The sequence below is a fragment of the Streptomyces sp. NPDC056128 genome (genome assembly GCF_042263835.1).
Taxonomy (GTDB): Bacteria; Actinomycetota; Actinomycetes; order Streptomycetales; family Streptomycetaceae; genus Streptomyces.
In genome coordinates this window covers 56063-69144 of sequence record NZ_JBHJVQ010000009.1, presented here as the reverse complement: position 1 = coordinate 69144, position 13082 = coordinate 56063, and the positions used below count along the sequence as shown (strand labels likewise).

Below are 13082 nucleotides of genomic sequence, written 5' to 3'. Positions count from 1 at the left end.
CAGCAGCCCCCCGGGGCTGCTCAGCAGCTCTTCTTCTCCGCGGTGGGCGTCGGCTGCGGCGCGCTCAGCCGGGCCAGCGCGGCGTTGGCGTCCGCCGGCTTCGCCAGCCCCTTGAAGGCGTTGCCGATGATCAGGTCGACCTCGGCGCCCTTGCGGGCCGCGTCGACACGGGGTTCGGCACCGGCCAACTGGGTGCCGAGCACGGTGAGCGAACTCTTCAGGGAGGCGGCCGGGCCGAGCAGGAGGCCCGTGCCGTCGACCTTCTTGTCGTACTCCTTGGGCGCGTTGCTCACGTCGCCGATGCGGAAGCCGCGCTTCTTCAGCTCGTCGGCGGTCTTCTGCGCGAGCCCGCCGCGGGTCGTCGCGTTGAGGACGTTGACGGTGACCTGACCGGGCTTCGGCAGCTTGGCCGCGGCGGGCGCGGCGCTCGTCTTGGCGGACGCGGTGACACACCCCGCGGCACCGGCCGCCGAGGCCTTGTCGCCGCCGGTGAAGACGTCCACGAGCTGGAGCGTGCCCCAGCCGAGCACGCCGAGGACGGTGACGCACGCGACGCCGAGGAACGCGAGCCTGCCGCGTCGCCGGGCCGGGCGCATCCGGGGGTACTTGTCCCCCGTGATCTTGTACTGGCCACCCATGCCGGGAGGAGTCAGCATGCTCATGGGCGCAGCGTAATGCGCCGGGACGGCGATGCCTATTAGATGATCAGTAGACGTTCCGTGGTTCGCCGGAAGGCAACCCGAAAGGGTCAGTCGAGTTCGAGAACCCGCGCGTGCAGCACCTGCCGCTGCTGGAGCGCGGCGCGCACCGCGCGGTGCAGACCGTCCTCCAGATACAGGTCGCCCTGCCACTTCACGACGTGTGCGAAGAGGTCGCCGTAGAAGGTGGAGTCCTCGGCGAGGAGGGTTTCCAGATCGAGCTGGCCCTTGGTCGTCACGAGCTGATCGAGGCGGACCGGACGCGGAGCGACGTCCGCCCACTGCCGGGTGCTTTCCCGGCCGTGGTCGGGGTACGGCCGGCCGTTTCCGATGCGCTTGAAGATCACACGGAAAGCCTACCGGCCCGGACGTTGCGGGCGCAGCCATGGCGCCCGAGTGCGGCGCTGGAAATGACGCCGTAAAGGGGATCAATCGGGAAGGCGGACGCGCCGCCGGCGGCGGAGGCGGTCCCGAACCCGCCCCCACCGCCCGGTCCGTCGCCTCAGCCGCGGCTCCCTTCCCGCGTGGGGAGCGGCCGTTCGGTCGGAGCCTGCGGCGCGTTGCCGGACTTGGGGGTCGTGCGGGCGGCCTCGGCACGCAGGAGGGCGCGCAGGACGGCGTAGGGGTCGTTGGGCATGACTGCTCCTGTCTCCGTGTACGGGATTCCGTGCTGCTGGAGCCCGGTCCCGTCAGCAGCGCAGAACCACGGAGCGCGGGCCGCACGCGCGGGAGCGCCGCACGGCCGGAACAGAAGGTGCGGACCGGGCACGACCTGCGGCCCGCCGGACCACGGGCCGCTCCGGCCCGGCCCGCCGCCCACTGCGCACGGGAGCGCGCAGCGCGGTCTCGACCTGGTCGTACTCCCCCACCGCGCCGGCCACCGTCGCGGTGGGCACCGCCTCGGCCGTGGCGTGCGCGCAGGGCACGGCCAGGGCGAGCAGCAGCACGAGCACCCGCAGCCAGGCGGTGCGCCCGGCGCGTGCGGTGGCGGCGTGCGGTGCGGGGCTCACGTCACTCGTGTCCCCGCCGGGCGTACGCCGTCCATCGCGCCGGGTATGAGAACCGCTCGCTCGGCGTAGGCGCGGGCGCCGTTCACAGCTCGTGCGGGGCCTGACGCGCGCGCCCGCGCAGCCGCAGCGAGGTGACGGTCTCGACGAGGCCGACGACGACCAGCCACCAGCCGCCGACCAGCATGAGGACGGAGGCGGACTCGACCGGCGAGTCGATCAGGACGATGCCGGCCACCACGGTGACGACACCGAGGAAGACGTGCCAGCCGCGCGCGGGCATCGCCGGGTCGTGCACGGCGGCCACGATCTGGGTGACGCCGCGGAAGAGCCAGCCGATGCCGATCCACAGCGCGAGCAGCAGCACGGACTGGAGGGGCCCGCGGAAGCAGAACAGCCCCAGCAGGATGGACACGGCGCCGCTGATGAACGCCAGCACCCGCAGCGAGGTCGTGCGGTGCGTGCCGAAGGCGGCGGCCAGCTGGAGGATGCCGCTGACGACGAGGTAGAGCCCGAAGAGCACGCCGGCGGCGAGCAGCGAGGCGCCGGGCCACACGAGGACGAGCACGCCGAGGACCAGTGAGGCGATGCCGGTGAACAGCACGGTCTGCCATGCGGCGCGGGACAGCAGCCGCAGGGGCCCCTCGAACGCGGGCTCAGGCTCGGACCGACCGCCGCCGGTGCCGCGCACACCGTGCCGCGCGTGCACCCCGCGATCGTCGTACGGCGTCCCTCCGGGAGGCCCACTCGGTGGCTCGGTCATGCTCCATGCTGGGAAGGCCCCCGACACTCCCGCCACTTGAGACGGTCCACGGGACTGACACGGCTACCTGCCCGGCATCCACATGGCACCCGGCGCGGCTGCGGGCGCGGGGGTGGGTGACGCGACCCGGCACTGTCCGGTTGCCGCCGCGCCCACCCGTGCCGCCCCAGGCGGCACATCTGCCCGCGGTTTCGGCGGGTCGGCGGCCCGCAGCGGCGCGGACAGCGCGGCTACGGCGGGATAGCCGCGTACGGCGAGAAGGGGTCGTGTCGGGGGGTGTCCGCCCGCAGCGGTTGGCGCGTCAACGGAGGGCACTTCTGTGGCCGACCGATTCCGCGCCGTTCCGAGGACGGACACCCCCCGGCGCGACCCCGACCCACAACGCAACGCACCGCGCCACGCGCACCCCCACCGAAGCAGCCACAGGCCGCCGCAGGCACCCCACCCCCTACTTGCCGGAGGCCTTCGCCTTGGCCGCAGCCTTCATCTCCTGCTTGTGCGCCCGCACCTTCGTCAACGACTCCGGCCCCGTAATGTCCGCGACAGAGCGAAACGCGTCGGCCTCCCCGTACGCACCGGCCGCCTCCCGCCACCCCTCGGGCCGCACGCCCAGCTGCTTGCCCAGCAGCGCCAGGAAGATCTGCGCCTTCTGCTTGCCGAACCCCGGCAGCTCCTGGAGCCGCTTCAGCAGCTCCGCCCCCGTCTCGACCCCCCGCCACACCCCCTCGGCGTCACCGTCGTACCTCTCCACGAGGTACCGGCACAGCTGCTGGATGCGCCCCGCCATCGACCCCGGGTACCGGTGCACGGCCGGCTTGTCGGAGAGCAGCGCCGCGAACCCCTCGGGGTCGTACGCCGCGATGTCGTGCGCGTCCAGATCCTCCGCCCCCATGCGCCGCGCGATGGTCGACGGCCCCTTGAACGCCCACTCCATCGGCACTTGCTGGTCGAGCAGCATGCCGACGAGCGCGGCGAGGGGACTGCGGCCGAGGAGTTCGTCGGCCTCGGGGTCCTGGGCGAGGTGCAGTGTGACGTCCATGCCCCGATGATCGCGCGTACCGGCTCAGGACGCGCGCCAGTACCCCAGCGCGTTCACCCGCTGCTTGGGAAGCCCCAGCTCCTTACGGGCGTACGAGGCCAGCGCCCGCGTGGTCGCCGTGTCGCACGCGATCCAGACGTACGGCTCGCCGCCGGCACCCCGCACCAGCTCCGGCAGCTCCTCCTTCACCCGGGCCACCAGATGCGCCCCCGCGTCCCGGCGCGGCACCGCACGCACCTCGTGCCGCCCGGGATCCGTACGGAAGGGCAGCCCGTCGTCCGCGCCCCCCTCGAACCAGATCGTCGCCGGCACCGGCCCCAGCGCGTCGAGCAGCGAGTTCAGCGCGGGCAGCGACGCCGGATCAGCGACCGCGAACACGCGGGACGGAGCGGGCTCCGGAAAGTCGAACCCGGTTCCCTGGACCGTCGCCTCGATGGTGTCCCCCGGCTTCGCCGCCCGCGCCCAGTCGCTCGCGCACCCCTCGTGCAGCGCGAACTCCATGCTGAAGGTGCCGCCCGCCGCGTCCGGGTCGACGAGCGTGTAGCCCCGCTGGTGCGGCTTGCCCGCGTTGTCGAACCACAGCCGCACCCACATCGTCGGATGCACCCCGGTCGCCGCCAGCATGCCGCCGTCGGTCAGCCGCAGCCGCCGGAACTCCGGGGTCACGTCCTCCGCGTCCGTCACCGTGAACTCGAAGTCCTTCGCGCGCATCAGCTTGAGGACCGCGCCCTCCCAACCCCGCCCCTGCCCCATCGTTTCTTCACCCTTCACGTACTATTCGGCCACCACGGCAATACTTAGGTGAGCCTAACCTAAAGGAAAGTAGAGGCACAGGGGTGAGCGCCGAGACATACCGCGACGCCTGGGGGATCCCCCACCTGCGCGCGGACAGCGCGGACGAACTCGCCCGCGCCCAGGGCCGGGTGACCGCCCGGGACCGGGCCTGGCAGCTGGAGGTCGAACGGCACCGCGCCCAGGGCACCTCCGCGTCCTTCCTCGGCCCCGAGGCCCTCTCGTGGGACCGCCTCGCCCGGCGCGCCCGCCTCGCCGACACCGCCCGCCGCTGCTACGCGGCCCTGGAGCAGAAGGACCCGGAGACGGCCGCCTGGGTGCGGTCGTACGTCGACGGCGTGAACGAGGGCCTCACCGAACTGGGAACCACACTGGGAACCACCCACGACACGGCCCACCCCCACGCCCCCGAATTCACCCGCACCGGCCTCACCCCCGGCCGCTGGGAACCCTGGACCCCGCTCGCGGTCTGGCTCGCCACGCACATCCTCTTCGCCGGCTTTCCCGCCAAGCTCTGGCGCGAGCACATCACCACCCACCTCGGCCCGGAGGCCGTCGCCCTCTTCGCCACCGACGGCCCCGGCACCGCCGGCAGCAACGGCTGGCTGGTCGGCGGCGACCGGACCACGACCGGGCACGCGGTCATCGCGGGCGACCCGCACCGCTGGATCGAGGACCCCGGCGTCTACCAGCAGATCCACCTGTCCTGCCCGGAGTTCGACGTCGTCGGCCTCGCCGTCCCCGGCATCCCCGGCATCGCCCACTTCGGCCACACCGGAACGGTCGCCTGGGCCATCACCAACGCGATGTCCGACTACCAGGACCTGTACCAGGAGCGACTGCGCCGCACCGGCGCCGGCGTCGAGGCACTGGGCCCCGACGGCACCTGGCACCGAGCCGCCCGCCACACCGAACTGATCCGGGTCGCGGGGGAGACGGGCGAGGAGACCGCAGAGGTAGAGGTAGAGGTGGAGGTCATCGAGACCGACCGCGGCCCGGTGATCGCCGGCGGCCCCGAGGGCCTCGACGACGGCACCCCGGCCGCCCTCAGCCTCCGCTACCCGCCCCGCGTCACCGCCGACCTCGGCTTCGGCGCCCTGCTGCCCCTGCTCCGCGCCCGCCGCGTCGCCGACGTGGACCGGGCCCTGGACGCGTGGGCGGAGCCGGTCAACGTGGTGCAGGCCGCCGACACCGAGGGCGGGCTGCTGCACCGGGTGGCAGGACGCGTGCCGGTACGACCGGACGCCAACCGCCTCCGCCCGGTCCCCGCCTGGGAGCCCGGCCACGCATGGGACGGCTGGCACACCCCGCCCCGGGCCGGTCTCACCGACGGCGTCGCCGTGATGGCCAACCAGCGCGGCCCGGCCACCCCGCTCGGCATCGAGTTCGCCCCGCCGCACCGCGCCGACCGCATCACCGCCCTGCTCGCCGCGAAGGAGCGCTGGTCGGCGGCGGACATGCCGGCCATCCACACGGACACCCACCTCGGGTCGGCCGCCGCCCTCCTCGACCGCCTCACCACCCTGGACGGCCTGACCCCCGAGGCCGCCGCCCTCCGCGACCGCCTCCTGGCCTGGGACCGGCACATGGACGCCGACAGCGCCGACGCGGCCCACTACGCCGCCGTGCGCACGGCCGTCGTACGGCGGCTGGCGGCGCACCCGGTCCTCGCCCCCGCCTCCGTGCCGCCCGCCTACCCCGAGGTGCTCCAGCCGTGGCTGGCGCTCGTGCCGCGCGTCGGCCACGCCCTCGAACACCTGCTGCGCGCGGAGGACCTGTACGGCATCGACCGCGCCGCCGCCGTCCGCGCCGCGCTGGAGGAGGTCGCCGCGCGGCCCCCGGCCGGCACTTGGGGCGACACCCACCGCCTCGCCGCCTGGCGGGCGCTGCCGGACACCACCCCCACCCCGGGCCCGAGGCTCTCCGGCGACCACGACTGCGTCCTGTGCACGTCCCCCGTGCCCGGCGTCACCGACCGAGCCGCCCGCGGCCCCGCCGCCCGCTACGTCTGGGACCTGGCCGACCGGAGCAACAGCCGCTGGACGGTACCCCACGGCGCCTCCGGCACCCCCGGTTCGCCGCACCACCAGGACCAGCAACGCCTGTGGCTCAGCGGGGACCTCGCCCCCGTGATCACGGACTTCGACCAACTCACGAAGGAATCCGATGCCTGACCCGCGCACACCCTCGTACGCCACCCGCACCCCCCTCCACGAGCAGCACCTCGACGGCTTCGGCACCGTCCGCGTCCTCCCCCTCGACGCCGCCGAGGACGCCGACGTGATCCACCGCTGGGTGAGCGAGGAGCGGGCGGCGTTCTGGGGGATGACGGACCTGACGCGGGACCAGGTCGAGGCCGTCTACGCGCACATGGACGCCCTCGACACCCACCACGCCCACCTGGTCGTCAAGGACGGCGACCCGGTCGCCCTGCTCCAGACCTACGAGCCCGCCGCCGACCGGGTGAGCGAGTGCTACGACGTCGAGCCCGGCGACATCGGCGTCCACCTGCTGCTGGCCCCGGCCGGAACGAAGGGCGCCCGGCCCGGCTGGACCGCCGCGCTGGCCGGGGCCCTCATGGCGTACGTACTGCTTGGCCTGGACCGGACCCGCATCGTGGTCGACCCGGACATCGGCAACGAGAAGGCGATCGCCCGCTTCCTGAGGCAGGGCTTCACCGCCGGACCCGCGGTCGTCCTGCCCGAGATCGACCTGCCGGACGTCCACCTGCCCGAGAAGAAGGCACAACTCGCTTTCCTCCGCCGGGAGGTAGCGTTCCCGGCGTGACGTCGCCGCCCACCGCAGAGGACCTGATCGCGCACTACGGACTGGAGCCGATCCCCCGCGAGGGCGGCCTGTTCCGGCGTACCTGGGCAGGCCCCGAAGGCCCGGACGGACGCCCCGCGGGATCGGCCGTCGTCGCCCTGCTCACCGCCCGCCCCGGCGACTTCTCCGCACTGCACCGCCTGCCCACCGACGAGGTCTGGCACCACTACCTCGGCGACCCGCTGGAACTGCTGCTCCTCTCCCCCGACGGCGGCACGCGTACGGCCGTACTGGGACCGGACGTCCTGGGCGGCCAGCACGTGCAGTTCACGGTCCCCGCCGGCACCTGGATGGGCGCGGCCGTGGCGGCCGGCGGTGCGTGGACGCTCTTCGGGTGCACGATGGCGCCCGGATTCACCTACGGGGACTACGAGCACGGCGACGCGGCCGACCTGACGGCGCGCTATCCGGACCGGGCCGCGCGGATCGTGGAACTGTGCCGCCCATGAACCCGCCCACACGGCTCCTCGACGGTCAGGTGGCGCTCGTCACGGGCGCGGGCGGCTCCATCGGCCGCGGCATCGCGCTGCGGTTCGCCGAGGAGGGCGCGGCGGTCGCGCTGCACTGCCGTACGTCGGTCGCGGCGGCGCGGGAGACGGCCGACCGCATCCGGGCACGCGGCGGGAGCGCCACCGTCCTGTGCGCCGACCTCACCGACGAGGACGCCGCCCGGCGCCTGGTCGAGGAGGCCGCCGACCGGGGCGGCGGACGGCTGACGGCGCTGGTCAACAACGCCGGTGTGCAGCCGCTGCGGGACCTGCCCGGTATGACGGCCGCCGAGTGGCGCTCGGTGGTGGACACCAACCTCACCGGCGTCTTCGCCTGCACCCAGGCCGCGGCCGGGATCATGCGGGCCCAGGACGGCGGCGGCTCGGTCACCCACATCGCCTCCATCGAGGCGTCCGCCCCCGCGCCCGCCCACGCGCACTACAGCGCCTCCAAGGCGGCGGTGGTGATGCACGCCCGTTCGGCGGCTCTGGAGTACGGCCCGTGGGGCGTCAGGGTCAACTCCGTCTCGCCCGGCCTCATCGACCGCGAGGGCCTCGACGAGGCCTGGCCGGAGGGCGTACGGCGGTGGCGGCGGGCGGCGCCCACGGGACGGCTGGGGCGCCCGGAGGACGTGGGCGACGCGTGCGTGTTCCTCGCCTCGCGACTGGCGTCCTGGATCACCGGCCACGACCTCGTGGTGGACGGCGGGGTGACGGCACGCCCGTCGTGGTGAGGATCCGCGGGGCGGGCGGGTGAGCGGGGCGGCCTCCGTGTCCGTACGTATCCCCGAGGCAGTGGGTCCCGACGACGGAGATGCGACGTGAGGTGTGTGGGCGGTGCGCGCGCTGGAGCCCGAGGGCGGGGAGGCCGGCCGGACCGGCGGGCGGGAGGGGAGCGCCGGGACCGGCCGGACCGGCGCGGACTCCGGCGGCTGGTGCTGCTGGGCGCCGTGCTGGTCCTGCTCCTCCTCGGCGGCGCGGGCCCCGCGTCCGCCCACGCCGCCCTCGACTCCACCGACCCCGGCGACGGAACCGTCCTCCAGCGGGCCCCCGACGCCGTCACCCTGACCTTCAGCGAGTCCGTCGGCCTGCGCGACGACTCCTTCCGCGTCCTCGACCCCGGCGGCCACCGGGTGCGCACGGGGGAGGCCGGCCGCGCCGACGGCCGTTCCGACACGGCCCGCGTCGACCTGCCCGCCGAGCTGGGGGAGGGCACGTACACCGTGGCCTGGCGGGTGGTGTCGGCCGACAGCCACCCCATATCCGGCGCCTTCACCTTCTCGGTCGGCCAGCCCTCCACGACGACCGCGGCGGTGGACACGGGCCCCTCCGAGGACCCCCTGACCGCCACCCTCAACAAAGTCGCCCGCTACCTCTCCTACCTCGCCGCCGCCCTGCTCATCGGCATCGCGGCCTTCGTCGTCCTGTGCCGCCCGCCGGAGGTCTCCGCACTGCGCCGCCCGCTGGTCGCCGGCTGGTGGACCCTGCTGGGCGCCACGCTCGCCCTCCTCCTCCTGCGCGCCCCGTACGAGGCGGGCACGGGACCGGCGGACGCCCTGGACGCGGGCGCGCTCGCCGACACCCTCACGACCCGCCCCGGCGTACTGCTGCTGGCCAGGCTGGTGCTGCTCGCGCCGGTGGCGGTGTTCCTGGTGCGCATGGGCCGCGAGGACCGCCACCGGGAGCGCCGCCCGCTGACCGCCGCCGTGGGCGCCGTACTCGCGATCGCGCTCGCCCTGACCTGGGCCGCCGCCGAGCACGCCTCCGCCGGCATCCAGGTCCCACTCGCGGTGACGTCTTTCGTACTGCACCTGCTGGCCACGGCCGTCTGGCTCGGCGGCCTCGTCGCCCTCCTCACCACCCTGCGCGCGGCCCCGGACGCCGCCACGGTCGCGCGCTTCTCGCGCATCGCCCTCGTCTCCGTGACCGTCCTGGTCGCCACCGGCGTCTACCAGTCCTGGCGCGGCCTCGGCTCCTGGCAGGCGCTCACCGGGACGACGTACGGCAGGCTTCTGCTCGCCAAGGTGGCCCTGGTGACCGTACTGCTGGCCGCGGCGGCCGTGTCCCGGCGCTGGACGGCCGCGATGGCGACGGCCCGGACGCCGGTACGGCAACGGGAGCGCGAGCGGGCACCGGAGCCGGTCCCGGCCGGCGGCCCACCCGTCCCACCGCCGGAACCCTCCGCACCGGAACCCTCCGCACCGGAGCCGCCCGCCCCCGACGACCCCTCCACCGCCGCGGACGCCCTCCGACGCGGACTGCGCCGCTCCGTCCTGGCCGAGGCGGTCGTCGCCGCCGTCGTCCTGGTGGTCACGACCGTGCTCACCAGCACCCTGCCGGGCCGGGCGGCGGACGAGGCGGCGCGGGCCGTGCCGGCCGGCGGGGTGCTGCCCGCGTCCGTCACCACGATCCCCTTCGAGGTCGGCGGCTCCGGCCGGGGCACGGTCCAGATCACCCTGGACCCCGGCCGCACCGGCGACAACGCCGTACAGGCCGTGGTCTTCGGCCCCGACGGCGCCCTGGCCGCCGTACCCGAACTCCGCCTCTCCTTCACCCTCCCCGACAAGGACGTCGGCCCCATCGACGCGCGACTCGTCGACCGGGGCGGCTACTGGAGCGCCAACACCCTCACCCTCCCCCTCCCCGGCACCTGGACCATGCGAACGACGGTCCGCGTCTCGGAGATCGACCAGGTGAGCGAGGAGCGGCGGATCCGGATCGAACGGTGACGGGAGGCCGGCCCGGGCAGCCGGACACAACGTCGAAGGGCCCCACCGCGAACGGTGGGGCCCTTCGACTTCGTGCCCGGTGAGGCACTGGCGGAGGATACGAGATTCGAACTCGTGAGGGGTTGCCCCCAACACGCTTTCCAAGCGTGCGCCCTAGGCCTCTAGGCGAATCCTCCGCCGAGAACATTACATGACGTGGAGGAGTGCTTGCGAACTCGTTCTGAGGGCCCCACATCGGGTAACGTGTGGCCCAGCCCCTCACGCGGCGCTATCTGACTGAACTCCCCCAGGGCCGGAAGGCAGCAAGGGTAGGTTGGCTCTGGCGGGTGCGTGGGGGGCGTTCGCGTTCGCGGGCGATCCGGTTGTCAGTGGACGCCTATAACCTCGTATGCGTGTCGTCTCTCGCGCTCTACCGCCGTTACCGCCCGGAGTCCTTCGCCGAGGTCATCGGGCAGGGGCATGTCACCGACCCGCTGCAGCAGGCGCTGCGGAACAACCGGGTCAATCACGCGTACCTGTTCAGCGGTCCGCGCGGCTGCGGCAAGACGACCAGCGCCCGGATCCTGGCCCGCTGCCTGAACTGCGAGCAGGGTCCGACCCCGACCCCCTGCGGCGAGTGCCAGTCCTGCCAGGACCTCGCGAGGAACGGGCCGGGGTCCATCGACGTCATCGAGATCGACGCCGCCTCGCACGGAGGCGTGGACGACGCCCGTGACCTGCGCGAGAAGGCCTTCTTCGGGCCCGCCCGGAGCCGGTACAAGATCTACATCATCGACGAGGCCCACATGGTCTCCCCGCAGGGCTTCAACGCCCTGCTGAAGGTCGTCGAGGAGCCCCCGGAGCACCTCAAGTTCATCTTCGCGACCACCGAGCCCGAGAAGGTCATCGGGACCATCCGGTCGCGCACCCACCACTACCCCTTCCGCCTCGTCCCGCCCGGCACCCTGCGCGACTACCTCGCCGAGGTCTGCGGCAAGGAGGAGATCCCGGTCGCGGACGGGGTGCTGCCGCTGGTCGTCCGGGCCGGCGCGGGGTCCGTCCGTGACTCGATGTCCGTCATGGACCAGCTGCTCGCGGGCGCCGGGGCCGACGGTGTGACGTACGACATGACGACCGCCCTGCTCGGCTACACGGACGGCTCGCTGCTCGACTCCGTCGTCGAGGCGTTCGTCACAGGGGACGGCTCGGCCGCCTTCGGGGTCGTGGACCAAATCATCGAGGGCGGCAACGACCCGCGGCGCTTCGTCACCGACCTGCTGGAGCGCCTGCGCGACCTGGTGATCCTCGCCGCCGTGCCCGACGCGGCGGACAAGGGGCTCATCGACGCCCCCGCCGACGTCATCGAGCGGATGCAGGCGCAGGCGCGGTCCTTCGGCGCCGCCGAGCTGAGCCGCGCCGCCGACATCGTCAACGAGGGGCTCACGGAGATGCGCGGCGCCCAGTCGCCCCGTCTCCAGCTGGAGCTGATCTGCGCGCGCGTGCTGCTGCCCGCCGCGTACGGCGACGAGCGGTCGGTGATGGCGCGCCTGGACCGGATCGAGCGCGGAGTGCAGTTCTCCGGGGGCGCGGGCGCGCCGGCCATGGGGTACGTGCCGGGGCCCGAGGCGCACAGCGGTGGCCAGGGCGCCGCCGCTCCGGTCGCGCCGGGCGGCGGGCCCGCGGCGGCCCGGGCGGCCGTACGGGCACCGGGTGGCGCGGCGGCTCCGGCGACCGGTGCCGGTCCCGGGGAGGGCGAGGGCGGCGGCTCCCACGGTGGTGGGCAGCAGCCTCATGCCGCACCGGCACCCGCACCCGCTCCCGCTGCCGAACCCCCGGCTCCGGCTCCAACCTCTACGTCCACTCCGGCCACTCCCGCCCCCGCCGCCGAGCCCGGTCCCGCCTCCGCGCCGGGTGCGTGGCCGACCGCGGCACCCGCCGGTGGCGGGCGACGGCCGGGAGGGTGGCCCACGGCGGCACCGGCGGGCGGCGGACAGGCGCGGCCCCCGGCCGCTCCCGGCCCCGCCGCGGCTCCGCCCGCCGCTCCGGCACCCGCACCGGCCGCCTCCACGCCTCCGCCCGCCTCCCCGCCGCCGGGCGGAGGGGTCGACCCCCGCTCGCTCTGGCCCAACATCCTGGAGGCGGTCAAGAACCGCCGCCGGTTCACCTGGATCCTGCTCAGCCAGAACGCCCAGGTGACCGGCTTCGACGGCACCTCCCTCCAGATCGGCTTCGTCAACGCCGGTGCTCGCGACAACTTCGTGAGCAGCGGCAGCGAGGACGTGCTGCGCCAGGCCCTGGCCGAGCAGTTCAACGTGCAGTGGAAGATCGACGCGGTCGTCGACCCCTCCGGCGGCTCGGCACCTCCGCCTCCCGCCGGGCCCTCCGGTGGCCACGGCGGCTCCGGCGGCGGGGGTGGCGGCTTCGGCGGCGGTTTCGGCGGCGGAAGCGGGAGCGGTGGCGGTGGCTTCGGGGGCGGCGCGCCCGCCCCGCGGCCGTCGGCGCCCGCCCCCGCCACCCCGCCGCCCGCTGCCGCGCCGGCCCCGGACTCCGGCCGCTCCTCGGCCCCGTCCGCCACCCCCGCGCCCCGCCCGCCGGCTCCCGAGCCGCGCCAGGTCTCCCCCGAGGACGACATCCCCGAGGAGGACGACCCGGACCTCGACGAGTCCGCGCTCTCCGGCAGGGACCTGCTGGTACGGGAGCTGGGAGCGACGGTCGTCGAGGAGATCGCGCACGAGTAGGAGCGGGGGGCGAGGGCGCGTCC

General features: G+C 74.6%; 13 protein-coding genes, 1 tRNA gene and 1 other RNA gene. 7 read left to right on the top strand and 8 right to left on the bottom strand.

The window, feature by feature from the left end; translation table 11 throughout:
• Positions 1 to 20: 20 nt before the first annotated feature.
• From ACFC1X_RS19570 to ACFC1X_RS19540, 7 genes are all read right to left on the bottom strand, one after another.
• Positions 21 to 638 carry a LytR C-terminal domain-containing protein gene (locus ACFC1X_RS19570; protein ID WP_376355523.1) on the bottom strand — a complete coding sequence of 206 codons (618 nt, stop codon included), beginning with the start codon at positions 636 to 638 and terminating at the stop codon, positions 21 to 23.
• A 110-nt stretch (positions 639 to 748) separates the two neighbouring features.
• The gene (locus ACFC1X_RS19565; RefSeq protein ID WP_003999914.1) at positions 749 to 1045 is read right to left on the bottom strand and encodes a type II toxin-antitoxin system VapB family antitoxin; all 297 of its coding nucleotides are present in this window, start codon (positions 1043 to 1045) and stop codon (positions 749 to 751) included.
• Positions 1046 to 1200: 155 nt separating this feature from the next.
• Positions 1201 to 1335: a hypothetical protein gene (locus ACFC1X_RS19560; protein ID WP_376355281.1), complete on the bottom strand. Its 135-nt coding sequence runs from the start codon at positions 1333 to 1335 to the stop codon at positions 1201 to 1203.
• A gap of 52 nt (positions 1336 to 1387) precedes the next feature.
• Positions 1388 to 1708: a hypothetical protein gene (locus tag ACFC1X_RS19555; RefSeq protein ID WP_376355279.1), complete on the bottom strand. Its 321-nt coding sequence runs from the start codon at positions 1706 to 1708 to the stop codon at positions 1388 to 1390.
• Between the two features lie 82 nt (positions 1709 to 1790).
• Positions 1791 to 2468 (bottom strand): HdeD family acid-resistance protein, encoded by a 678-nt coding sequence (locus tag ACFC1X_RS19550; protein ID WP_376355277.1) that lies wholly within the window; start codon positions 2466 to 2468, stop codon positions 1791 to 1793.
• Between the two features lie 448 nt (positions 2469 to 2916).
• Positions 2917 to 3507 carry an HhH-GPD-type base excision DNA repair protein gene (locus ACFC1X_RS19545; protein WP_376355275.1) on the bottom strand — a complete coding sequence of 197 codons (591 nt, stop codon included), beginning with the start codon at positions 3505 to 3507 and terminating at the stop codon, positions 2917 to 2919.
• Positions 3508 to 3531: 24 nt separating this feature from the next.
• Complete coding sequence (locus tag ACFC1X_RS19540) at positions 3532 to 4260, bottom strand: siderophore-interacting protein (RefSeq protein ID WP_376355273.1); 729 nt, start codon at positions 4258 to 4260, stop codon at positions 3532 to 3534.
• Positions 4261 to 4343: 83 nt separating this feature from the next.
• Here ACFC1X_RS19540 and ACFC1X_RS19535 point away from each other — a divergent pair, with 83 nt between their 5' ends.
• From ACFC1X_RS19535 to ACFC1X_RS19515, 5 genes are all read left to right on the top strand, one after another.
• The gene (locus tag ACFC1X_RS19535) at positions 4344 to 6473 is read left to right on the top strand and encodes a penicillin acylase family protein (protein WP_376355271.1); all 2130 of its coding nucleotides are present in this window, start codon (positions 4344 to 4346) and stop codon (positions 6471 to 6473) included.
• Complete coding sequence (locus tag ACFC1X_RS19530; RefSeq protein ID WP_376355269.1) at positions 6466 to 7086, top strand: GNAT family N-acetyltransferase; 621 nt, start codon at positions 6466 to 6468, stop codon at positions 7084 to 7086. Before ACFC1X_RS19535 ends, ACFC1X_RS19530 begins: the two co-directional genes overlap by 8 nt.
• The gene (locus ACFC1X_RS19525) at positions 7083 to 7574 is read left to right on the top strand and encodes a cupin domain-containing protein (protein WP_376355267.1); all 492 of its coding nucleotides are present in this window, start codon (positions 7083 to 7085) and stop codon (positions 7572 to 7574) included. The genes ACFC1X_RS19530 and ACFC1X_RS19525 overlap by 4 nt, the downstream gene beginning before the upstream one ends.
• Positions 7571 to 8347: an SDR family NAD(P)-dependent oxidoreductase gene (locus ACFC1X_RS19520; RefSeq protein ID WP_376355265.1), complete on the top strand. Its 777-nt coding sequence runs from the start codon at positions 7571 to 7573 to the stop codon at positions 8345 to 8347. The genes ACFC1X_RS19525 and ACFC1X_RS19520 overlap by 4 nt, the downstream gene beginning before the upstream one ends.
• 201 nt (positions 8348 to 8548) lie before the next feature.
• Positions 8549 to 10342, top strand: a complete 1794-nt coding sequence (locus ACFC1X_RS19515) for a copper resistance protein CopC (RefSeq protein WP_376355263.1) — start codon at positions 8549 to 8551, stop codon at positions 10340 to 10342.
• A gap of 88 nt (positions 10343 to 10430) precedes the next feature.
• On the opposite strand, the gene ACFC1X_RS19510 is transcribed toward ACFC1X_RS19515, so the two are convergent.
• Positions 10431 to 10518, bottom strand: a tRNA-Ser gene (locus ACFC1X_RS19510).
• Between the two features lie 74 nt (positions 10519 to 10592).
• Between ACFC1X_RS19510 and ffs the strand changes: the two genes are divergently transcribed.
• Positions 10593 to 10687: signal recognition particle sRNA small type (gene ffs / locus ACFC1X_RS19505), an RNA gene on the top strand.
• Between the two features lie 47 nt (positions 10688 to 10734).
• A complete protein-coding gene (locus ACFC1X_RS19500; RefSeq protein ID WP_376355261.1) occupies positions 10735 to 13059 on the top strand; it encodes a DNA polymerase III subunit gamma and tau in 2325 nt (774 codons plus the stop codon).
• Positions 13060 to 13082: the final 23 nt, after the last annotated feature.